Origin of the sequence: Aeromonas sp. 55A (genome assembly GCF_051919665.1) — a bacterium.
GTDB classification, from domain to species: Bacteria; Pseudomonadota; Gammaproteobacteria; order Enterobacterales; family Aeromonadaceae; genus Aeromonas; species Aeromonas veronii.
Map to the genome: position 1 here is coordinate 2,355,001 of NZ_JBQBEH010000008.1, position 22,365 is coordinate 2,377,365.

Genomic DNA, 22,365 nt, shown 5'->3' on the forward strand with positions numbered 1-22,365 from the left:
AATGGAAGGGCCATCGCTCAACGGATAAAAGGTACTCCGGGGATAACAGGCTGATACCGCCCAAGAGTTCATATCGACGGCGGTGTTTGGCACCTCGATGTCGGCTCATCACATCCTGGGGCTGAAGTCGGTCCCAAGGGTATGGCTGTTCGCCATTTAAAGTGGTACGCGAGCTGGGTTCAGAACGTCGTGAGACAGTTCGGTCCCTATCTGCCGTGGGCGTTGGATGATTGAAGGGAGTTGCTCCTAGTACGAGAGGACCGGAGTGAACGAACCTCTGGTGTTCGGGTTGTCACGCCAGTGGCACTGCCCGGTAGCTAAGTTCGGAATCGATAACCGCTGAAAGCATCTAAGCGGGAAGCGAGCCCTGAGATGAGTCATCCCTGACCCCTTGAGGGTCCTAAAGGGCCGTTGGAGACCACAACGTTGATAGGTGGGGTGTGTAAGCGCGGCGACGTGTTGAGCTAACCCATACTAATTACCCGTGAGGCTTAACCATACAACACCCAAGAAGTGTTCTAAGGCTTGTAGCAAATACCAAGCGAACTACTCAAAATTCAGTGATAGTGACAAGCCAAGCGAAACATCACTACTCACGTCAGCTTTCTAGATTAAGAATTTGCCTGGCGGCCATAGCGCCGTGGAACCACCTGATCCCATGCCGAACTCAGAAGTGAAACGCGGTAGCGCCGATGGTAGTGTGGCATTCGCCATGCGAGAGTAGGACACTGCCAGGCGCCCAATACAAGAAACCCCGCTCATCGAGCGGGGTTTTTATTGCCTGCAATTCAGCACGTCACCGGATTATTAGACTTTCCCCTTCTTGTCATTCATTGATTAGCCTTCTAAAGCCCCAAAAAGACCTCTTTTCTGTTCAATATTTGCTCACCAATTCAATGTGTTGGATACAAAAAGTACAGAATGTGATGCCTCTACCTTTCTTGTGATGTCTCCTCTGGTTTAATTCTTCAGTCCATATTGATGGACCAAGGAATCACAATAATTTAAGGAATAGACCCATGTTCAAGAGAACAGTAACGATGATGCTGGCGGCGGGAACCCTGGTATTAGGCGGTTGCGCATCCAATGGTGGTACAGAGCAGGCTGGGGCAGACAACAGCGACTTCGGTGGCAAGTCCATCTACCTGCGCGGGGAGATGAACGACTGGATGGCGACTGATGAAAGCAAGGTAGTCAAGGTGGCCGACAAGCTCTATATGGCCAAAGGCACTCTCAAGAAAGAGTGGGCCCCCTACAAGTTCAAGTTTGCTGATTCAGGCTGGAGCTGTGGCACCAACTTTGGCTACAAGAGCCCTTGCCATATTGGGTGGTGAGGCTGTGCCGGTCAACCCCTGTTCCAAGTATGAGGACATGAAGTTCTCACCGGATGCCGATGGCGTCTACGAGTTCTATCTGAATATGGCGGGTGAAACACCGACCGTTTACGTCAAGAAGCCCTGATCTATCTCTGAGTGTTAAATCTCTCAGCAAATTAATCAGTTAAGTGCCCTGGCCCAGAAATCTGCTGGCCGGGGCATTTTTTTAGGTTAGAATCGGCGCCCTCATGACATCAGGTGTACTATATGTTGTGCCATTAATTTTAGATGGCACCATTAGTTGTGTTTTCTGCTGTTGTCATGATGTTGATGCATTCACATAAGGTTGATTGAAAATGGCTAAATCGAATCCGGTGCTGGAGAGTGAGCTTGGCTCCCGCCTTATCCCCATGCAGGAAACGTCCCTCGAGATCTGGGATGGCAAGTATCGCCTCAAGAGCAAGGATGGCACTCCCATCGACAGCTCTATCGATGAGACTTACCAGCGGGTAGCCCGTGCGTTGGCAGAGCAGGAGCTGGAGCCTGAGGTCTGGTATGAGCCGTTCCTGTGGGCGCTGCGCAATGGGGCCATTCCGGCGGGCCGCATCACCTCCAACGCCGGGGCGTTTGAGCACAAGCCTGCTACTTCAACCATCAACTGCACTGTTTCCGGCACCATCGAAGATTCGATGGACGATATCCTCGGCAAGGTGCACGAGGCTGGCCTGACCCTGAAAGCCGGTTGTGGTATCGGCTATGAATTCTCGACCCTGCGTCCGCGTGGTGCCTTTGTCTCCGGTGCCGGTGCTTACACCTCCGGCCCGCTCTCCTTCATGGATATCTATGACAAGATGTGTTTCACCGTCTCGTCAGCCGGTGGCCGTCGCGGCGCCCAGATGGGCACCATGGATATCCGCCATCCCGATGTGATCGAGTTTATACAGGCCAAGCGTGAAGATGGCCGCCTGCGTCAGTTCAACCTCTCTCTGCTCATCACCGAAGATTTCGTCAAGGCGGTGAAAGAGGATGCCCCCTGGTCGCTGATCTTCCCCTACACTGCCAAAGAGGTGGAGCAGGATGGCATTGCGCTGGACGATCCCGCTCAGGTGCTATGGGCCGACTGGCCCAACAAGGAAGGGGTTGTATTCAACGAGTTGGGGCAGGTCGCTTGTAAGGTCTACAAGACCATGCCAGCCCGCAAGCTGTGGAATGTCATCATGACCTCCACCTATGACTATGCAGAGCCCGGTTTCATCCTGATCGACAAGGTCAACCAGATGAACAACAACTGGTTCTGTGAAGAGATCCGCGCGACCAACCCCTGTGGTGAGCAGCCTTTGCCGCCTTACGGTGCCTGTCTGCTGGGTTCGGTCAATCTGACCAAGTTTGTGCGCGACCCTTTTACTGAAAGCGCTGCGTTCGATTGGCAGGCGTTTCGCAAGGTGGTGGCCATCTTCACCCGCATGCTCGACAACGTGGTGGAGATCAACCAGCTGCCGCTGGCCAAGCAGCGCGAGGAGATCACAGCCAAGCGCCGCCACGGCATGGGCTTCCTAGGGCTTGGCTCTACCCTGACCATGCTGCAGATCAAGTACGGCTCTGCTGCATCCGTGGCCTTTACCGAGCAGGTATCCCAGGAGCTGGCGATGACCGGCTGGCAGGAGTCCCTGCGTCTGGCCAAGGAGAAGGGCTCTGCCCCCATCATGGAGCAGGAGTTTGAAGTGACTGGCAAGATGCTGCGTCTGCGCCCGGAAATGGCGGCTGATGGTATCAAGGTGGGCGACAAGGTGAAGGGCAAGGTGTTGCACGCACGCTATAGCCGCTATATGCAACAGGTTGCCGAAGTGGATCCTGCGCTGGTTGCCGAGCTGGCGGAAGTGGGTGGGCGTTTCACTCACCACAGCAGTATCGCGCCGACCGGCACCATCTCGCTGTCACTGGCCAACAACGCCAGCAACGGCATCGAACCAAGCTTTGCCCACCACTACAGCCGCAACGTCATCAAGCCGGGCAAGAAGAGCAAGGAGAGCGTGGATGTCTACTCCTTCGAGCTGCTGGCCTACCGCGAGCTGGTGAATCCGGCCGCCATGCCCTATGCCGATGATGAGGCGAGCCGTCTGCCGGACTATTTCATTACTGCCGATGACATCAGCCCGGCGCAGCATGTGGACATTCAGGCGGCGGCCCAGCGCTGGATCGATTCCTCCATCTCCAAGACTGCCAACGTGCCGACCGATTTCCCGTTCGAGCAGTTCAAGGACATCTACATGTATGCCTCGGACTCCGGTCTCAAGGGCTGCACCACCTTCCGCTTCAATCCGGAGGCCTTCCAGGGCGTTCTGGTGAAGGAGAAGGATCTGGAGAACACCCTCTATGAGTTCACTCTGGAGGATGGCTCCGTCATCTCCGTCAAGGGGAACGAAGAGATCGAATACGATGGCGAGCTGCATACGGCCGCCAACCTCTACGACGCCTTGAAAGAAGGCTATTACGGTAAATTCTGAGAACGACATTATGGTCAAGAAGATCGACAAGAAAATCGTCGCCTACAAGGTGCGTACCAAGGATGAGCCGCAAGAAGATCTCTCTGCGCAGGATGACGTGGTGCACATGCACGAAACCGTGCTGCGTCCGGAGCGGCTGATGGGCACCACCTACAAACTGAAGACGCCGGAGCATGTCTCCGAGCACTCGCTGTTCATCACCATCAACGACATCATTCTCAACGAGGGCACGGTTCACGAAACTCGCCGTCCGTTCGAGATTTTCATCAACTCCAAGAGCCTGGAACACTATCAGTGGATCGTGGCGCTGACCCGCATCATCTCGGCGGTATTCCGCAAGGGTGGGGATGTCACCTTCCTGGTGGAGGAGCTGCGTTCCGTATTCGATCCCAAGGGCGGCTACTGGAACAAGGGCAAGTATGTGCCGTCGCTGATCGCCGAAATTGGCAACGTGATCGAGAGCCATCTCACCGAGATCGGCATGCTCAAGGCGCCGGGGTTGGACGAGCATCAGCAGGCGTTTCTGGCCGAGAAACAGGCCGAGTTGAAAGCCGCTCAGGAGGCCGAAGAGCAGCAGGCTGGCAGTGGTTTCCCGGCCAATGCCGCGCTCTGCTACAAGTGCCACACCAAGGCGCTGGTGCTGAAGGATGGCTGCATGACCTGCCTCAACTGTGGCGACTCCAAGTGCGGCTGACAGACATGCCCAAGTAGTTGAACGATAGAAAAAAGACCGGCCACAGTGCCGGTCTTTGTATTGCTGTTTTTATGCGCAATCAAATCAGGCGGCCAAGTGATTTGTTGCGCGATAGTAAAATCGGGCGTAGCGTTGAGGGTAATAAAACTGTCACGGCCGTGTGGTTTCAATGACATCTGAGATTCACACACGTGGCCCTTCAGTGCCAAGGAGGATGCTTATGGACAATACGGACCGAAAGCTGTTTATCCTGGATACCAACGTTCTGCTTCACGACCCCCTCGCTATCTACTCCTTCAAAGAGCACGACGTGCTCATCCCCATGACGGTGCTGGAAGAGCTCGATAACATCAAGGATCGCAACAAGGATGTCAGCCGCGACGCGCGGGTGGCCATTCGTGCGCTGGAAGATGTGTTCCGCGATGCAACCCCGGATCAGATCACCCAGGGCGTGCCGCTGGCTGGCGAAGCGAGCGGCAATATCTGCATCTTCAGCGATCACCATCTGCCGCAGGATGCCGAGGTGTTTACCGACAAGGAGGCCGACAACCGCATCATCAACGCGGCCCTCTATCTGCAAAAGCACGAGTTGAAGCGTCAGGTGGTGCTGGTCACCAAAGACATCAACATGCGCCTCAAGGCCAAGGGGGCCGGGCTTGCTCACGTTGAAGATTACCGCAGTGACCAGCTGATCGATGATATCCGCCTGCTGGCCAAGGGCTTTCAGGTTGTGCCCGGCAGCTTCTGGGAGCGGGTTGGCGAGTGCGAGAGCGAGACCCATGGCCGCGATACCATCCATGTGATCGATGCCAATCTGCTGGAAGGGGTTCACGTAAATCAGTATCTGGTGGATGAAGAGAATTTCTTCGCCGCCCGGGTACTCAGCCACGATGTCAACAAGATCCGCATCAAGGATCTGGGCCGCGAGCGACTGATGTCCCGCAAGGCGTGGGGTGTCCATCCCAAGAATGTCTATCAGGGGATGGCGCTGGATGCACTGCTCGATCCGCACATCGATCTGGTGATCCTGACCGGCCCGGCCGGTTGCGGCAAGACCTTGCTGGCCATGGCGGCGGCTTTGGAGCTGGTGATTGAGAAGGGCATTTACGAGAAGGTGATCGTCACCCGGAATACCCCGGAAATTGCCGAAAGCATCGGCTTCCTGCCCGGCACCGAAGAGGAGAAGATGATGCCCTGGTTGGCGGCGGTGACCGACACCCTGGAGGTGCTGCACAAGCAGGACGAGAACATGAGCGGCTCGCTCAGCTACATCATGGAGAAGGCCAACATCCAGTTCAAATCGGTCAACTTCATGCGCGGGCGCAGCATCCAGAACACCTTCGTGCTGCTGGATGAGTGCCAGAACCTGACAGCATCGCAGATCAAGACCATCATCACCCGCTGCGGGGAGGGTACCAAGATCGTCTGCTCCGGTAACCTGGCCCAGATCGATTCCAACTACCTGAGTCCGGTGACCTCGGGTCTCACCTACATCGTCGAGCGTTTCAAGGATTTTGACGGCAGTGCCAACATCTTCCTCAATGGCGTGGTGCGTAGCCGACTGGCCTCGTTCGCCGAGGAAAATCTCTGATTTAGCTGACTATCTTCATATGAAAAAGGGAAGCCACTTGGCTTCCCTTTTTTGATCCCGTCACCAGTTCAGTGTCCTTGGGTCACTGTCCAAGGTAGCGCAGCAGCCCCGGGTGGTCGCTGTTTTGCAGAATATCCGGCTTGCCTTGCAGGGCGATGCGCCCCTCGTCGACAAAGAGCACCTGATCGGCAATCAGCTGAGCATCTTCCGGATTGTGGGAGACCATCAGTACGGTAATGCCCTGTTCGCAGGCTAGCCTCGCCACTTCCGCCAGCATCTCCCGGCGCAGTGCGGGATCGAGGGCCGAGAAGGGCTCATCCAGCAGCAGCAGCGGTTTGCCGCGCACCAACGCGCGAGCCAGCCCGACCCGCTGCTGCTGGCCGCCGGAGAGCTGTTCAGGCTGGCGGTCTAACATCTCACCAAGGCCAACCCGCCCGGCTGCATCGATCACCTGTGCCCGTTGGGCGGCACTCAGGCGCAGGCCCGGGTGCAAGCCGATGGCGATATTGTCGAACACCGACAGATGGAGGAACAGGTTGTGATCCTGAAACAGGGTGGTGACCGGTCGCTCGGCGGGGCCCAGTGGCAGCAGGTCTGCACCATCGAAACTGAGGCGGCCTGATTCCACCGGCACGAAGCCGGCGATCATCCCGAGCAGGGTCGACTTGCCCGCGCCGCTTGGGCCAATCAGTGCGGTGATCTCTCCCTTGGGCAGGGTCGCGCTGAAGCTGACGCGCCAGTCGGGGTAGCTGGTCACCAGCGTATCAATGTTCAGCATGTTTTCCTCCAAGCCCCCGTTCCACCAGCCAGAACAGGGAGAAACAGAGTGTCAGCAGCAGCAGGGCGGTGGCGGCTGCTTCGGTCAGCCGATAGCTGCCGAGCTGTTGATAGAGCAGCCAGGGCAGGGTGGTAAGCTCCTGACTGCCAAACATGGCGATGGCGCCAAGATCCCCCAATGAGAGGATCATCGACAGCGCCATCGCCAGTGCCAGCGGGCGGCGCAGCAGCGGCCACTCCACCAGTCGCAGGCGATGCAGGGCACGTACCCCCAGACTGTCTGCCAGCCGATCGTATTGGCGCACCACCAGCTGCATGGGGGCGGAGAGGGTGCGCAGCACATAGGGTAGCGCCATCAGGGCGTTGACCAGCACCACCAGCCAGGGGCCGAGTGCGAATACATCGGCAAAGGGCATAAACAGGATGAAGAGACCGGTAGAGAGCACCACCGCCGGGATCATCAGGATCATCGAGCCGCTTGCCTCCCACAGAGCGGCAGCGCGCCGCTGGCGGGTGCGTACCTTGAGGTGACGGCTGGTGAGCAGCAGGCCGCTGCCGAGCAGGGTCGCCAGGGTGCCCGCCGCCAGCGCAATCAGCAGCGACTGGCCGCTCGCCTGCCACAGTTTGGCGGAGGTGAGCGCCGTCAGCAGGCCGGGCTGAAGGCCAGCCACCACAATGGCCAGCAGTGGTGGCAGAAAGATGGAGAGCCCGATACCGAGCGAGAGCAGATCCACTACGGCCGTGCCCGGCTGATGGCGATCCGGCCGCAGGCAGGGGCGACGAGGCGTCACCCGACTGGCCGGGGGGCTCTGCAGCTTGTGCTGCAGGGCGAGCAGGGCGGCGGTCAGGATGAGCTGCACCAGCGCCAATCCGCCCGCGGTGGCGAGATCGAAGTCAAAGCGCAGCGCCTGATAGACAGCCACCTCCAGAGTGGTGGATTTCGGCCCGCCCCCCAGCGCCAGTACGGTAGTGAAGCTGGTGAAGCAGAGCATAAAGATGAGGCTGGCCAGCCCCGGCAATATGCCGCGGATCAGCGGCCATTCCAGCAGCCGGAAGATATGGGATGAGCGCATGCCGAGCTGGCTGGCAAGGCGCCAGCTCGATTCGGGGATGCTCTCTATGCTCTGCAGCATCAGGCGTGCCGCCAGCGGCATATTGAAGAAGACGTGGGCCAGCAGGATACCGAACAGGCCGTAGAGATAATTGCCGGGATCCAGCCCCAAGGTGCGCAGCAGCTGCGGCAGCCACCCCTGCTTGCCGTGTACCGCTACTATGCCGAAAATGGCGATGATGACCGGCAGTACCAGCGAGAGGCCAAATAGCTTGATCAGCAGGGTTCGGCCAATGAAACGGCGCCGCGCCAGCGCGCGGGCCACCGGAATGGCCAGCCCGAGACTGAGCAGGGTGGAGAGCAGTGCCTGCCCCAGACTGAAGCCCAGCACATGACGCAGATAAGGATCTGCGATCAGGGTGCGAGGGGCCAGCGAACCGGCCTGCCACAGCAGTGCCGTCAGCGGCCCGAGGGATAACAGCAGGATCAACAGGGTAGCTACACTGCCCGGCAACCACCAGAGGGGACGAGCCTGTAGTTTCAGATAACGGCTCACTGGGTGACGGCTTGCAGCCACTCGCGGATCCACCCTTTGCGATTGGCGGCCACCTCATCGCTGCTGAAGGCGAGCGGCTTGGCTACGGTGATCATCTGCTCGAAGCCCTTGGGCAGCGGCGTGTCGATCACCGGATACATCCAGTTGCCGGTCGGGATTTCCTGCTGGAAGGCGGGGCTCACCATAAATTGCAGGAACTGGTCAGCCAGCTTCCCCTGTTTGGCGCTCTTCAGCTTGGCGGCCACTTCTACTTGACGGTAGTGACCCTCCTCGAAGGCGGCAGCCTGATACTGAGGCTTGCTCTCGGCAATCAGGTGATAGGCCGGAGAGGTGGTGTAGGAGAGCACCATGTCCGCTTCACCATCGAGGAACATGCCATAAGCTTCTGACCACCCCTTGGTGACGGTGACCGTCTTTTTGGCAAGCTCGGCCCAGGCGGCAGGCGCCTTGTCGCCGTAGACAGACTTCATCCACAGCATCAGCCCCTGCCCCGGGGTGGAGGTGCGGGGATCCTGATAGATCACCTTGAGATCGGGCCGCTCCACCAGCTCTTTCAGGCTCTTGGGTGGTTGCTTGAGTTTGTCCTTCTCATAGACGAAGGCGAAGTAGCCGTAGTCGTAGGGGACGAAGGTATCATCCTGCCAGCCACCCGGCACCTTGATGCCATCCAGCTTGGCGGGATGAGGGGCGAACAGGCCGCTCTGTTTGGCTTCGCTGATGAGGGCATCGTCGAGCCCCAGCACCAGATCGGCCTTGCGGTGGTTGCCCTCCAGCCGCAGCCGGTTGAGGATGGCGACCCCATCTTCGAGGGGAACCAGATTGAGGGTGCAATCGCACTCTTTCTCGAAGGCCTGTTTGATCTTGGGCCCCGGCCCCCACTCGGCAGTGAAGGAGCTGTAGGTGTAGACGGTGAGGGTGTCGGCGGCGAACACATTGGCCGACAGCAGGCCGGTGGTGACCAGCAGCAGGGTCTTCATGGGTGGCACTCCCTATTACTTGTTAATAACGAGGTGCCAGCGGGTGAGGGCGCAAAAAATGAGCGCCATGCCTCAAATTCCTCCGCCAGCATTATCTGGATCAGGTACACGGGTATAATCTCAGCGGTAAACCGCACCCCGTTTGAGAAACGAACCGCATTGTATTAACGTTCTTTTGGGTAGACCAGCACAATTGTGCAATACCCATGAGATGACGCCCACCCAACAGAGGATGTTCGCGTGCTTACCAATACCAAGGAAAGGCGTGCCTTTGCGCGCATGGTCATCAATGCTCCGGTCACCGTCTATCAGCAGCAGCTGGTGCTGGAGGGGATCTGCCGGGATCTCAGTGCCAACGGCATGGGGATTGCGGTCTCTGAACACCAGCTCGACATCAATCAGCCCATCCGGATCAGTCTTGCCACCAACAACAACCTGTTGCCCCCCTTTGAAGCCCATGCCCGTATTATCCGGGTGCTGGAGGAGGAGCGCGGGTTGCTGCTGGCGGTAGAGTTTCTGCCTCAGGGTTAATCCTCTCTCCCCATCGGCAGAGGGAGGGGATTAACCTTTCTCCTGAACCGGCTGCACACTCAACTGCTTGCTATCGACCAGCGTTTTGCTGGTCGATGCTATTTGGCCCGCAGGCAAGGTGGCGGGACCGGTAGGTTCGAGCAGCAGGTAGTTCTGCCCCTGCCAGTTGAGGGTCACATCCCCCGGCTTGGCGGGCAGGTCAACGGCCAGCAGGGCATGGCCGGGGACGAACACCATGGCCTGTTTCAGCTCCGGAAAGAGCTGAGCCAGCATGGCGGCCATCAGGGTTACCTTGCTGTCGCAGTCCCCCCGGTTCTGCTCCAGCACCTGACGGGGCGGGAGAAAGCCCTTGCCCTGCCTTCCATTCAGGCTGTCGAGCTGCTGATAGGGGATGCTCTGGATAAAGGTGAGCATATGGGCCACGGTTTTCTGGCGCGCTTCCGTTTCGGTGCTGCCTTGCTGTTTGAGTTGATCCGCCAGCAGAGCCAGCCCGCTGCGACTCTCCAGCGCGATGCGCACATGATCCTGCTTCACCGCCAGCTGCCCGTCCGGGGTGTTGAAGTACTGGAAGTAGTGTTTGGTCAGCCAGGCCTGCTCCTCTTTGCTCCGCTTGGACTGCAGAAAGGCCATCGCCTCGCGCGCCTTGTCCTGATTGCGGCTTTTCAGATGCAGCTCCAGCGAGGGACGGGCGAGGGTGAACTGCACCTCGGGGTAGTTCTGGCGCACCTCCCGCAGCAACACCTGCAACACCTCCTCCTGCATTCTCGCCGGGCGATAGGCGATGAGGGGCGGCAACTTGCCCTGTTCGAGCCGGTAGGTGAGCTGTTGGGGTTTGCCTTCGCTATTTTGCCAGCCGACGCTGATCTGGCCGAGGCTGTTGTTGAAGCTGGTTTGGCTGGCACCCGCAGGCAGGGCAAGCAGCAGGGCACAGAGCAGAGGAATTGCCGTCGGTCTCTTCATCATCCTTTCCTGTGGCACGGGCCAGTTCCGGTGGCCCAAAGTGGGAAGCGTAGCGGACAGTAAAACAGGGAGCCGAAGCTCCCTGTTGATTCTACTCGTTTTTTTGCAACTGGCGCGTTAAATCCAGCTCGGCTGCTTCGCCTCAAAGGCGCTGATGGCGGCCTCGTGCTGCAGGGTCAGACCGATGGCATCCAAGCCGTTGAGCAGGCAGTAACGGCGGAACTCGTCGATCTCGAAACCGAAGCTGAGATCACCTGCGCGCACCTGATTGGCTTCCAGATCCACCTCGATCTCGATGCCCGGCTTGGCGGCCACCAGCTGGAACAGGGCGTCGACCTCCTCCTCCTTCAGGCGTACCGGTACCATGCCGTTGTTGATGGCGTTGCCGTAGAAGATATCGGCAAAGCTCGGCGCTATGATGGTCTTGAAACCGTAGTCGGCCAGCGCCCAGGGGGCGTGCTCGCGACTAGACCCGCAGCCGAAGTTCTCGCGGGCCAGCAGAATGCTGGCACCGGCGAATTGCGGCTGGTTCAGAACAAACTCGGGGTTGGGCTGCTGGCCGGCATCGTCCAGAAAGCGCCAGTCATGGAACAGATGCTTGCCGAAACCGATGCGGTTGACCTTCTGCAAAAACTGCTTGGGAATGATGGCGTCGGTGTCGACGTTGGCGCTGTCGAGGGGGACGACGATCCCTTTATGCTGTTTGAATCCTGTCATCATTGGTTCCTCTTACAGTGCACGAATGTCGGCGAAGCGGCCGGTGACGGCGGCGGCGGCGGCCATGGCCGGACTCACCAGATGGGTGCGGCCGGCGCGGCCCTGACGTCCTTCGAAGTTGCGGTTGCTGGTGGAGGCGCAGCGCTCCCCCGGTTGCAGCCGGTCGTTGTTCATCGCCAGACACATGGAGCAGCCGGGCAGGCGCCACTCAAAACCGGCCTCGATGAAGATCTTGTCCAGACCCTCGGCTTCGGCCTGCGCCTTCACCTGTTCGGAGCCCGGCACCACCAGCGCCTGCACGCCAGCGGCTACCTTGCGACCGCGGGCGATGGCGGCTGCGGCACGCAGATCCTCGATGCGGCTGTTGGTGCACGATCCGATAAACACCTTGTCGATGGCAACGTCGGAGAGCTTCTGGCCCGGTTGCAAGTCCATGTAGGCGAGCGCCTTGCGGGCGGATTGCTGTTCCATCAGATCGCTGAAGGATTCCGGTGCCGGAATCGGCTCATTGACGGCAATCACCTGGCCCGGGTTGGTCCCCCAGGTGACCTGCGGGGCGATATCGGCGGCGTCCAGCACCACTTCGGCATCGAAACGGGCACCTTCATCGCTCTTGAGGCTCTGCCAGAAGGCGATGGCCTGCTCCAGCGCCTCGCCTTTGGGGGCGAACTCCTTGCCGCGGATGTAGTCGATGGTGGTCTGGTCGGGGGCTATCATGCCGGCCTTGGCGCCCAGCTCGATGGCCATGTTGCACACCGTCATCCGCCCTTCCATGGAGAGGCTCGCAATGGCCTCGCCAGCAAACTCCACCACGTAGCCGGTACCACCGGCATGGCCGACCCGGCCTATGATGGCCAGCACAACGTCCTTGGCACTGATGCCCTCGGCCAGCTTGCCGTTGACCGAAATGCGCATGGTCTTGGCGCGGCCCTGTTTCAGGGTCTGGGTCGCCATCACATGCTCCACTTCGGAAGTACCGATGCCGAAGGCCAGCGAGCCGAAGGCGCCGTGGGTGGCGGTGTGGGAGTCACCGCAGACGATGGTGGTGCCGGGCAGGGTAATGCCGAGCTCGGGGCCCATCACATGGACGATCCCCTGATATTTGTGGTTGAGATCGTAGAGGCGAACCCCGAACTCTTTGCAGTTGTCCGCCAGCGTCTCCATCTGGATGCGGGCCATCTCGCCGGAGGCGGCGATGTCCTTGGTGGTGGTGGAGACGTTGTGATCCATGGTGGCCCAGGTCAGGTCCGGGCGGCGCAGCTGGCGGTTCATGGCGCGCAGGCCGTCGAATGCCTGCGGGCTGGTCACTTCATGCACCAGATGGCGGTCGATGTAGATGAGGGGGGTTTCCCCTTCCACTTCCCGTACCACGTGGGCGTCGAATACTTTCTGATAGAGGGTCTTGGCCATTGCTTCTCTCTTCCTTGTTCTCTGTTATGCGGCTCAGATCCGGGCGGCGATCTGGCTACCTATCTCGGACGTGCTCTGCACCGGGTGGCGGGCGCTGGCCTGATGCAGGTCGGCGGTGAAGTAACCCTCGGCCAGGGTCTGGGCCACGGCTTGCTCGATGGCTTGAGCTGCGGCTTCCTGGCCCAGGCTGTAGCGCAGCATCAGGGCGGCGGAGAGGATCTGGGCGATGGGGTTGGCAATCCCTTTGCCGGCGATATCCGGGGCCGAACCACCGGCCGGTTCGAACAGGCCGAAACCTGATTCGTTGAGGCTGGCGGAGGGGAGCAGTCCCATGGAACCGGTGATCATGGCGCACTCGTCGGAGAGGATGTCACCGAACAGGTTGGAGCAGAGCAGCACATCGAACTGGGATGGATCCTTGATGAGCTGCATGGTGGCGTTGTCGATATACATATGGTTGAGGGTTACGTCCGGATAGGACTTGGCGACTTGCGTCACCACCTCGCGCCACAGAATGGAAGAGGCGAGCACGTTGGCCTTGTCAATGGAGGTGACTTTGCCACGGCGCACACGCGCCGACTCGAACGCAATCTTGGCGATGCGCTCAATCTCGAAGCGATGGTACACCTCGGTATCGAAGGCCTTTTCGTTCGCCCCTTCTCCCTCGCGCCCCTTGGGCTGGCCGAAGTAGATGCCACCGGTCAGCTCGCGCACACAGGCGATGTCAAATCCGCGATCGGAGATATCGGCGCGCAGCGGGGAGAACTGTTCCAGACCGGTATAGATACGGGCCGGACGCAGGTTGCAGAACAGCTTGAAGTGGGCGCGCAGGGGCAGCAGTGCGCCACGCTCAGGCTGATCGTTAGGGGGCAGATGTTCCCATTTCGGGCCGCCCACCGAGCCAAACAGCACGGCATCGGCCGCTTCACAACCCGCGATGGTGCTTTGCGGCAGCGGGGTGCCGTGGTTGTCGATAGCGATGCCGCCCACGTCGTGGTGATCATACTCGAAGGCGAGGCCGAACCGGGCCTGCACCTTCTCCAGCACCTTGATTGCCTCGGCCATCACTTCAGGGCCAATGCCGTCACCCGGCAATACTGCGATCCGATAACTGCTCATACACTCTCCATCCTGATATTGTCTTTGAGATCCCTCTGCCCGTTTTTCCCGACGCTGCGCGCGGTTCCCGGTTCAGACGTTCCCCGTCCTGATGTTGTCATTCCATGCCGTCTGTGTGGCTGCGAGTCCTGCTCAGATGGTTTCCGATTTGATGCTGTCATTCCATTCCATCTGTTTGGTTCCGAGCCCTGTTCAGACGGTTTCTGATTTGATGCTGTTATTGCGTTCCATCTGCTCGGCCACCTGATCGGCGCGCCAGATGCTGTTGATCACATGGAGCAGGGCGTGGGCCGAGGATTCGATGATGTCGGTGGCCAGCCCCATGCCGTGGAATTTGCGCCCCTTGTACTCGGCGACGATATCGACCTGACCGAGGGCATCTTCCCCTTCACCCTTGCTCTTGAGGGCATATTTGTCGATGCGGATCTCATAGCCGGTGATTCGGTTGATGCACTGGTAGACCGCATCCACCGGGCCGTTGCCGGTAGCCGCTTCGCAGATCAGATCCTGTCCCACCTTCAATTTGACCGAGGCGGTGGCCAGTACCGAGCTGCCGCTCTGCACCCCGAGGTACTCCAGTTTGAAGTGCTCGGGCTCTTCGTGGATCTGGCTGAAGAAGGCCAGCGCTTCGAGGTCGTAGTCGAACACCTGCCCCTTCTTGTCGGCCAGGGTCAGGAACTTGCCGTAGAGGTGGTCGAGGTCGTAGCTGCTCTCGGCATAACCCATAGACTCCATCCGGTGCTTGATAACGTGGCGGCCGGAGCGGGAGGTCATGTTGAGGTTGTTCTGGGTCAGGCCAATGCTCTCGGGGGTGATGATTTCGTAGGTATTTTTCGCCTTGAGCACCCCATCCTGATGGATGCCGGAGCTGTGGGAGAAGGCGTTGGCCCCGACGATAGCCTTGTTGGGCTGCACCGGCATGTTGCAGAGCTGGCTGACCAGCGTGCTGGTGCGATGAATTTCGTTGTGGCGGATATTGGTTTGCACCCCGAGCAGGTCGGCGCGGGTTTTGAGGATCATCGCCACCTCTTCCAGCGAGCAGTTGCCCGCCCGTTCGCCGATGCCGTTGATGGTGCACTCGATCTGGCGGGCCCCCATCTGCACCGCGCCGATGGAGTTGGCCACCGAGAGCCCCAGATCATCGTGGCAGTGCACCGAGATGATCGCCTTGTCGATGTTGGGGACCCGGTTGAACAGGGTGTGGATGATGCCGGAGAACTCGGTCGGTACCGTGTAGCCCACGGTATCGGGGATATTGATGGTGCGGGCCCCCGCCTTGATGGCGGCCTCCACCATGCGGCAGAGGTTATCGATGGGGGTGCGGCCCGCATCCTCGCAGGAAAACTCCACATCATCGGTGTAGCGCAGGGCGTGCTTGATGGCGCCGACCCCCATCTCCAGCACATCCTCGAAGCTCTTTTTCAGCTTGCTCTCCACATGGATGGAGGAGGTGGAGATAAAGGTGTGGATGCGAAACGCCTCGGCGACCCGCAAGGCTTCGCCGGCGGCGTCGATATCCTTGGGCAGGGCGCGGGCGAGGGCGCAGACCCGGCTGTTTTTGATGTGGCGGGCTATGGTCTGCACCGATTGAAAATCGCCGGGAGAAGAGACCGGGAAGCCCACCTCCATGACGTCGACACCGAGCCGCTCCAGTGCCTGGGCGATCTGCAGCTTCTCCTTGACTGTCAAACTGGCCGCCAGGGCCTGCTCACCATCACGCAAGGTGGTGTCGAATATGATGACCCGATCTGACATGTGACTTCCCTCTTCCTAAGTTCGGTAACGTGCATTCTGCGGCGGCATAAAAAAACCCGTGCAGGGTGCACGGGTTTTTGTAAATTCCGGCTATGCCTTAGCCCGGCTACAAGGATCCCGCGCGAGTTAACGCGATTAGGGAGATTAGTAGTAGCGGGGTGGCGATACGCATGACGTTGTTATTCCTTCCAGTCGATAACGCTTTTACCAATATCGAGATTTTTATGCTGTGTCAACACGGAAGGTCAGGGGCAATCTGCTGACGTATTTAATCGGATTGTAAAGGATTGCAAATTTCCTTGTCCCATATTCGGCCCATGACCGATTATCTGGTCATTCCTGCTGTGCTCTATTCTCTGCACAACCAGATCGACTTATCAGCATTGGCTGAATTATCTGAGGTGTTAAATGGAAAAACGTAGACCTGGTCGTCCGGTCGGACGTTCTGACATTCGTGACAAGTTGCTTGCTGCCGCCCGTGAGCGTTTTCTCAATACTCCCTATAGCAAGGTGACTACACGCGAAATCGCGGAGCTTGCTGGCTCCAATCTGGCAATGATCCACTACTACTTCGGCAGTAAAGAGGGTCTTTACAAAGCGGTGTTGGGCGATGTCGCCGAGCCCCTCGACCATGCCTGGCAAGATGAACACAGCAATCACAGCCTCAACGAGCTGCTCAACACCTACTATCAGGTGATGGCGCCCAACAGCGAGCTGACCTCTGCCATCTCCAGCGCATTGTCGACCGAGAAGAGCCCGGGCCGGGATTTTGTGCTGAACCGCCTGCTGGAACGCCAGCTGCCGCAGTTCGATGCCCTGCTGGAAACCATGAAGTCCAACGGCGAGCTGGGTGACAACCTGGATCCCGACATGCTGAAGATCTCCTTCCTCAGCATGATGTGGCAGCCATTCGTGATGAAAGATCTCTACGAGCAGGTGTTTGGCCTGAAAGTGGATGAGCACTTCATGGCCCGTCTGGCGGACCACAACTGCCGTCTGATGGAGACCGGTCTGCGCGGCAGCCACTGATTTTGCCGCAACATCGAGATTAAAAAGGGCCATTCGGCCCTTTTTTCATAAATCTGTTATCCCTTGTTCAACGTAACGTCATCCCGCTTTCTTACTCTGCAAGCAGAATTCAGGGAAGGAGGGGATATGAACAAGATCCAGCAATGGGACCTGCAGGTGTGCCGGGTCTGCCTGCTTCACGGCTACAACCGGCAGCAGGCGAGGGTGAGTCGTCTCATTTCCCGCACCGGTGATGGCCCGCTTTACGCCGTGCTGGCCGCCCTGCTCTGGTGGCAGGGGGAGGCAGAGCGGGAACTGGTGCGACTGGCGCTGCTTGCCTTTGCCATCGAACTGCCCCTCTATCTGCTGCTGAAAAACAGCCTGAAACGGCAACGGCCGGTCGGCTTGCCGGTCTTTATCACCCCCTCCGATCGTTACAGCCTCCCCTCCGGCCACACCGCCGCCGCTTTTCTGATGGCCACCATACTGGCCACCGGCTTTCCGCTCTGGGCACCCCTGCTGTTTGGTTGGGCGGCGCTGGTGGGAGCATCCCGGCTGCTGCTCGGGGTACACTATCTGAGTGATTTGGTAGCCGGTGCCCTGCTGGGGGGCGGTTGCGCCGTGCTGGCGCTCAGCTGGAGCCACTCATGAGGATACTGTTTGGGGTGCAAGGCACCGGCAACGGTCATATCAGTCGCAGTCGCACTTTGGCGCGAGCGCTGCGCACGGCAGGGGTCGAGGTGGATTATCTCTTCAGCGGCCGCCCTGCCGACCGCTACTTCGACATGGAAGAGTTTGGCCCCTACCGCGCCTTTCCCGGCCTCACTTTTGTCAGCCACGAGGGGCGAGTTTCTCCGTGGCGCACCCTGCAAGCCGCCTCGCCGCTCACCTTCTGGCGGGATCTGCGGTCTCTCGATTGCAGCGAATACGATCTGGTGGTGAGCGATTTTGAGCCGCTGACCGCCCACGCCGCCCGCCGCTATGGCAAGCCGAGCCTCACCGTCAGTCATCAGGCCAGCTTCAACTGGCCCATTCCGCGCTGGGGGGAGGATGGGGTCAGCCGCCAGCTGATGCGCCACTTTGCCCCGGTGGATCAGCCGCTCGGGCTGCACTGGTTTCACTTCGGTCACCCCTTGTTGCCGCCGGTGATCGACCCTATCGCCGCTGCGCCGGATAACGGCGAGATCCTGGTCTATCTGCCGTTCGAGCAGACCGAGGCGATCGCTGCCCTGTTGTCGCGTTTTGGTCAGCAGCGCTTTGTCTGCTTTCACCCCGCCATTCGCACCCCCAGCCAATGGCGCAACCTGCGCTTCGAGCCGCCGTCGCGGCACGGGTTTATCGCCGTACTGGCCGGTTGTCGCGGCGTGATATCCAACGCGGGTTTCGAGCTGGCTTCCGAGGCGCTCACCCTCGGCAAGAAGCTGTTGGTCAAGCCCCTCGGCGGCCAGTTCGAGCAGCTGACCAATGGCAAGACCCTCGAGATGATGGGGCTGGCGACCCTGATGGATGTGCTCGATGCCAATCTGGTGCGTACCTGGCTCGACAGCGCCTCGCCGGGGGCGGTCTGCTACCCCGATGTAGCGGGGGAGCTGGCCCGCTGGCTGGCGGCGGGCGCTGACGAGAGCGTGGCCTCTCTGTCGCGGCGGCTCTGGGCGCGCACCCTGTTTCCGGAGGAGGTGAGTGATCGCCTGAGCGAGCTGGATGGCGGCGACTGTTTATCCAGTTGCTGGTTATCGCAAGTGAGCGTTGTTGACTAGACTGAAAGGCGATCCCACCAAGGAGAGGACGGAGCAAATGCGCTTTACCAATGAAAACGGCGAAGTCATGAACCTGGCTGACAATCTCACCCTGCACGAGTTGCTCGATATGGGTGTCAGCATTTCGGTCAGTGAAGAGACCGATCCGGATCAGCAGATCTGGCTGGCTGAGCCGGATCAGGACAACTGATTCATCATTCGGCATCAAGCCCACCGCTGAGCGGTGGGCTTTTTTGTGGCTGTTTTTCCCCTCAGCGGAATGATCCGCTGGCCATTCCCCGACTTCCTTCCCTTTTGTCTCATGGTCGCTGCGGCAAGTCATTGAATGTTAATAGCCGGTTGAAATGTATGACTGTTCTGGTCAGATAAAGCCGTGGACAAGCGTTATGAAGCGGGTTAAGTTGGTTTTTCACCCTATTTTTGGGTGAATGACGGAAAAATCCTTTTTTTCTACTGTCGACGGGGCTGAATTGGGCCGATCTGCATTCAGATAACAACAAGAAACGGATCGGGCCGTGCCGGGAAGCACGGCATCGTCGGCGGGATTCGCTAAACGGAGCAAAGCCTGGAGGGCTTTATCATGGAGATGTTATCAGGCGCCCAGATGGTGGTTAGAGCGCTGGAAGATCAGGGAGTTGAGCACGTCTTCGGCTACCCTGGTGGCTCAGTGCTCGACATCTATGACGCTCTCTTCGAAAACGGCAAGATGGAGCATGTCTTGGTGCGGCACGAGCAGGCCGCGGTTCACATGGCTGACGGTTACGCCCGTTCCACCGGCAAGGTGGGAACCGTGCTGGTAACGTCAGGCCCGGGAGCGACCAACTGCATTACCGGTATTGCCACCGCCTATATGGATTCCATTCCGCTGGTGATCCTCTCCGGCCAGGTGCCGACCAGCATGATCGGTGAGGATGCGTTCCAGGAGACTGACATGATCGGTATCTCCCGCCCGGTGGTGAAGCACAGCTTCCTGTGCAAGAAGGCGAGCGATATCCCTGAGGCCATCAAGAAGGCCTACTACATTGCCGCCAGCGGCCGCCCGGGGCCGGTGGTGGTGGATCTGCCCAAAGATGTGCAGAACCCGAAAGAAAAATTCCCCTACCAGTATCCCGAGACGGTCTCCCTGCGCTCCTACAACCCGACCAAGTCTGGCCATAAAGGGCAGATCAAGCGGGCTGCCAAGCTGCTGGTAGAAGCCCAGCGCCCGGTGATGTACGTGGGCGGTGGAGCCATCAACGCCAATGCGGACCATCTGGTGACCAAGCTGGCGGAGCTGCTGAATCTGCCGGTGACCACCACCCTGATGGGGCTGGGGGCCTTCTCCGGTGTCCATCCGCAATTTATCGGCATGCTGGGGATGCACGGCACCTTCGAAGCCAACAAGACCATGCACAACGCGGATCTCATCTTCGCCGTCGGTGCCCGCTTCGATGACCGCGTCACCAACAACGTGGCCAAGTTCTGCCCCAATGCGACCGTGGTTCATATCGATATCGACCCGACCTCCATCTCCAAGACGGTGCAGGCCCATGTGCCTATCGTCGGCTCGGTGGAAACCGTGCTGGAGCAGATGCTGGAAGTGATCCGCGAGTGTGGCTTCGATAACGACAAGGAGGCGCTGGCGGACTGGTGGAGCCAGATCAACCAGTGGCGCTCCCGTCACTGTCTGGCCTACGAAAAGTCGGCTACCCAGATCAAGCCGCAACAGGTTATCGAGACCCTTTACAAAGTGACTCAGGGTCAGGCGTTCGTCGCCTCCGACGTCGGCCAGCACCAGATGTTTGCTGCCCTCTACTACCCGTTTGCCAAACCGCGCCAGTGGATCAACTCAGGGGGCCTCGGCACCATGGGCTTCGGTATTCCGGCCGCCATGGGGGCCCAGTTTGCCAACCCTGATGCGGTGGTCTGCTGCGTCACCGGTGATGGCTCGGTGCAGATGAACATTCAGGAGCTCTCCACCTGCATGCAGTACGGGGTGCCCATCAAGATCATCTCCATCAACAACCGTGCGCTGGGCATGGTCAAGCAGTGGCAGAAGATGTTCTACGGCGGTCGTCACAGCCACTCTTACATGGAGTCCCTGCCGGACTTCGTCAAGCTGGCGGAAGCCTATGGCCATGTCGGCATCGCGGTGAGTGATCCGGCCGAGCTGGAGAGCGCCATGGAGAAGGCCTTCGCCATGAAGGATCGGCTGGTGTTCATGGATATCTCGGTCGACCCGGATGAGCACGTCTATCCGATGCAGATCAAGTTTGGTGCCATGGATGAGATGTGGCTGAGCAAGACGGAGAGAACCTGATGAGACACATCATTTCAGTACTGCTGGAGAACGAATCTGGCGCCCTGAGCCGGGTGGTGGGTCTCTTCTCCCAGCGCGGCTACAACATCGAGACTCTGACGGTGGCGCCCACCGAGGATCCCACCCTGTCGCGCATGACCATCGTCACCATGGGTGACGAGCGGGTGCTGGAGCAGATCCAGAAGCAGCTGCACAAGCTGGTGGATGTGCTTAAGGTGTGCGACTTGAGCGAAGGGGAGCATATCGAGCGGGAGATCGCGCTGGTCAAGGCGCGCGCCGCCGGTGGTGCCCGTGACGAGCTGAAACGGCTGGCAGATATCTTCCGCGGCCAGATCGTCGACGTCACTCCTGAGCAGTACACGGTGCAGCTGGTGGGTACCAGCGAGAAGCTGGATGCCTTTATCAAAACAGCCGCCCAGACCAACGAGATCATCGAAGTGGTGCGCTCCGGCGTCTGCGGTATCTCCCGGGCGGACAAGGCGCTGCGGCCCTGATGGCTGGCGGGACTGCTGATGATGCGTCAGCTGCCGCAGAGTGAAAGGAAAGAGGGCTCTGCGGAGCCCTTTTTGTTTGGTTTTTCTTTACGATGGGGGGAGGGATGTTCGGTATTCATGATCTTGCACTGTTTATGGTCTCGGGGCTGCTGCTCAATATCATGCCGGGGCCCGACTCCTTGCTGGTCATGCTGCGCAGCGGTTCGCAAGGGTGGCGTGCCGGTTCGGTCGCGACGTTGGGCATCGGCACCGGTGTCATGGTGCATGTGTTGGCGGCGGCCCTCGGTCTGTCGGCCCTGCTCAGTGCCTCGGCCGAGTTGTTTGCCCTTATCAAGCTGGCTGGCGCCATCTACCTCATCTATCTGGGGTTCTCCCTGCTGCGTCAGCAGGCAACGGGTGCAATGGAGGGAGGGGCCACCCTGCCCGCCCTCTCCTATGGCCAGATTTACCGGCAGGGTGTGCTGACCAATGTGCTCAACCCCAAGGTCGCGCTCTTTTTCCTCGCCTTCGTGCCCCAGTTCATCACACCGGATGCCCCCGACAAGGCGTTCGCCTTTATCCTGCTCGGCTGCATCTTCAATCTGGGCGGTATCATCTGGTGTCACCTGCTGGTCTTTACCACCGTCTATGCCAGCCACAGGGTACGGTTGTCACAGCGTCTCGGCCGCTGGCTCAACCGGGGCATCGGCACCCTGTTTGTCGGGCTCGGGATCAAGCTCGCCAGCGACTAGCATGCCGCTTTCTGACCTGGGGCAGGTTATCGCGCGCGGCGCTGTGGTATGGTCGGCGGTCAGCTGCGGGGCCAGCCCCGCGCGCTCTCTTTTTCAGGTCAGCCCCACTGGCCGCAGC

General features: G+C 59.4%; 19 protein-coding genes, 2 rRNA genes, 1 pseudogene and 1 riboswitch (1 of these 23 only partly in view). Of the genes and pseudogenes, 14 read left to right on the forward strand and 8 right to left on the reverse strand.

The genetic code is table 11. The annotated features are described in order from the left end of the window. The 6 genes and pseudogenes from ACTG2G_RS14990 to ACTG2G_RS15015 all read left to right on the forward strand — a co-directional run. Positions 1-499 (forward strand): 23S ribosomal RNA (locus ACTG2G_RS14990); it begins 2,391 nt to the left of the window's first position. 123 nt (positions 500-622) lie between these two features. Continuing rightward, positions 623-737: ribosomal RNA gene (gene rrf, locus ACTG2G_RS14995) — 5S ribosomal RNA — on the forward strand. A gap of 282 nt (positions 738-1,019) precedes the next feature. Then, positions 1,020-1,461: pseudogene (locus ACTG2G_RS15000) on the forward strand (pullulanase). A 211-nt stretch (positions 1,462-1,672) separates the two neighbouring features. Continuing rightward, complete coding sequence (locus tag ACTG2G_RS15005; protein WP_421387362.1) at positions 1,673-3,820, forward strand: adenosylcobalamin-dependent ribonucleoside-diphosphate reductase; 2,148 nt, start codon at positions 1,673-1,675, stop codon at positions 3,818-3,820. 10 nt (positions 3,821-3,830) lie between these two features. Beyond that, a complete protein-coding gene (locus ACTG2G_RS15010) occupies positions 3,831-4,514 on the forward strand; it encodes a TSCPD domain-containing protein (protein ID WP_019446911.1) in 684 nt (227 codons plus the stop codon). Positions 4,515-4,734: 220 nt separating this feature from the next. After that, on the forward strand, positions 4,735-6,105 hold the full coding sequence (locus ACTG2G_RS15015; protein WP_421387359.1) for a PhoH family protein: 1,371 nt from the start codon (positions 4,735-4,737) through the stop codon (positions 6,103-6,105). A gap of 82 nt (positions 6,106-6,187) precedes the next feature. On the opposite strand, the gene thiQ is transcribed toward ACTG2G_RS15015, so the two are convergent. Genes thiQ through thiB form a run of 3 tightly spaced genes read right to left on the reverse strand, consistent with a single transcriptional unit; the run spans position 6,188 to position 9,466 of the window. Beyond that, entirely contained in the window at positions 6,188-6,883 is a 696-nt protein-coding gene (gene thiQ / locus ACTG2G_RS15020; RefSeq protein WP_421387358.1) for a thiamine ABC transporter ATP-binding protein, read from the reverse strand. Continuing rightward, complete coding sequence (gene thiP, locus ACTG2G_RS15025) at positions 6,870-8,489, reverse strand: thiamine/thiamine pyrophosphate ABC transporter permease (RefSeq protein ID WP_421387372.1); 1,620 nt, start codon at positions 8,487-8,489, stop codon at positions 6,870-6,872. Before thiP ends, thiQ begins: the two co-directional genes overlap by 14 nt. Further along, complete coding sequence (thiB, locus tag ACTG2G_RS15030) at positions 8,486-9,466, reverse strand: thiamine ABC transporter substrate binding subunit (RefSeq protein WP_439985584.1); 981 nt, start codon at positions 9,464-9,466, stop codon at positions 8,486-8,488. The genes thiP and thiB overlap by 4 nt, the downstream gene beginning before the upstream one ends. A gap of 60 nt (positions 9,467-9,526) precedes the next feature. Further along, a riboswitch (TPP riboswitch) is annotated at positions 9,527-9,617 on the reverse strand. A gap of 89 nt (positions 9,618-9,706) precedes the next feature. Here thiB and ACTG2G_RS15035 point away from each other — a divergent pair. Then, the gene (locus ACTG2G_RS15035) at positions 9,707-9,997 is read left to right on the forward strand and encodes a PilZ domain-containing protein (protein WP_100646738.1); all 291 of its coding nucleotides are present in this window, start codon (positions 9,707-9,709) and stop codon (positions 9,995-9,997) included. A 30-nt stretch (positions 9,998-10,027) separates the two neighbouring features. Here ACTG2G_RS15035 and ACTG2G_RS15040 read toward each other — a convergent pair whose 3' ends face one another. The 5 genes from ACTG2G_RS15040 to leuA form a co-directional block, all read right to left on the reverse strand. After that, positions 10,028-10,957 carry a transglutaminase domain-containing protein gene (locus ACTG2G_RS15040; protein ID WP_439985902.1) on the reverse strand — a complete coding sequence of 310 codons (930 nt, stop codon included), beginning with the start codon at positions 10,955-10,957 and terminating at the stop codon, positions 10,028-10,030. A gap of 117 nt (positions 10,958-11,074) precedes the next feature. Beyond that, positions 11,075-11,674: a 3-isopropylmalate dehydratase small subunit gene (gene leuD, locus ACTG2G_RS15045; RefSeq protein ID WP_421387369.1), complete on the reverse strand. Its 600-nt coding sequence runs from the start codon at positions 11,672-11,674 to the stop codon at positions 11,075-11,077. 12 nt (positions 11,675-11,686) lie between these two features. Beyond that, positions 11,687-13,084: a 3-isopropylmalate dehydratase large subunit gene (leuC, locus tag ACTG2G_RS15050; RefSeq protein ID WP_323936689.1), complete on the reverse strand. Its 1,398-nt coding sequence runs from the start codon at positions 13,082-13,084 to the stop codon at positions 11,687-11,689. Positions 13,085-13,117: 33 nt separating this feature from the next. Continuing rightward, complete coding sequence (gene leuB / locus ACTG2G_RS15055) at positions 13,118-14,203, reverse strand: 3-isopropylmalate dehydrogenase (protein ID WP_158110213.1); 1,086 nt, start codon at positions 14,201-14,203, stop codon at positions 13,118-13,120. Between the two features lie 192 nt (positions 14,204-14,395). Beyond that, on the reverse strand, positions 14,396-15,958 hold the full coding sequence (gene leuA, locus ACTG2G_RS15060; protein ID WP_005341192.1) for a 2-isopropylmalate synthase: 1,563 nt from the start codon (positions 15,956-15,958) through the stop codon (positions 14,396-14,398). Positions 15,959-16,366: 408 nt separating this feature from the next. Between leuA and ACTG2G_RS15065 the strand changes: the two genes are divergently transcribed. The 7 genes from ACTG2G_RS15065 to ACTG2G_RS15095 all read left to right on the forward strand — a co-directional run bounded on the left by ACTG2G_RS15065 (position 16,367) and on the right by ACTG2G_RS15095 (position 22,247). Next, positions 16,367-16,987 carry a TetR/AcrR family transcriptional regulator gene (locus ACTG2G_RS15065; protein ID WP_005349170.1) on the forward strand — a complete coding sequence of 207 codons (621 nt, stop codon included), beginning with the start codon at positions 16,367-16,369 and terminating at the stop codon, positions 16,985-16,987. Between the two features lie 126 nt (positions 16,988-17,113). Beyond that, on the forward strand, positions 17,114-17,617 hold the full coding sequence (locus ACTG2G_RS15070; RefSeq protein WP_005358196.1) for a phosphatase PAP2 family protein: 504 nt from the start codon (positions 17,114-17,116) through the stop codon (positions 17,615-17,617). Further along, positions 17,614-18,723, forward strand: a complete 1,110-nt coding sequence (locus tag ACTG2G_RS15075; protein ID WP_139461287.1) for an MJ1255/VC2487 family glycosyltransferase — start codon at positions 17,614-17,616, stop codon at positions 18,721-18,723. The genes ACTG2G_RS15070 and ACTG2G_RS15075 overlap by 4 nt, the downstream gene beginning before the upstream one ends. Before the next feature lie 37 nt (positions 18,724-18,760). Next, positions 18,761-18,913 carry a hypothetical protein gene (locus ACTG2G_RS15080; RefSeq protein ID WP_005341188.1) on the forward strand — a complete coding sequence of 51 codons (153 nt, stop codon included), beginning with the start codon at positions 18,761-18,763 and terminating at the stop codon, positions 18,911-18,913. A gap of 390 nt (positions 18,914-19,303) precedes the next feature. Further along, entirely contained in the window at positions 19,304-21,022 is a 1,719-nt protein-coding gene (locus ACTG2G_RS15085) for an acetolactate synthase 3 large subunit (protein ID WP_005339146.1), read from the forward strand. Continuing rightward, positions 21,022-21,516, forward strand: a complete 495-nt coding sequence (gene ilvN, locus ACTG2G_RS15090) for an acetolactate synthase small subunit (RefSeq protein WP_005311605.1) — start codon at positions 21,022-21,024, stop codon at positions 21,514-21,516. The genes ACTG2G_RS15085 and ilvN overlap by 1 nt, the downstream gene beginning before the upstream one ends. Before the next feature lie 104 nt (positions 21,517-21,620). Beyond that, positions 21,621-22,247 carry a LysE family translocator gene (locus ACTG2G_RS15095; protein ID WP_421387354.1) on the forward strand — a complete coding sequence of 209 codons (627 nt, stop codon included), beginning with the start codon at positions 21,621-21,623 and terminating at the stop codon, positions 22,245-22,247. Positions 22,248-22,365 lie beyond the last annotated feature (118 nt).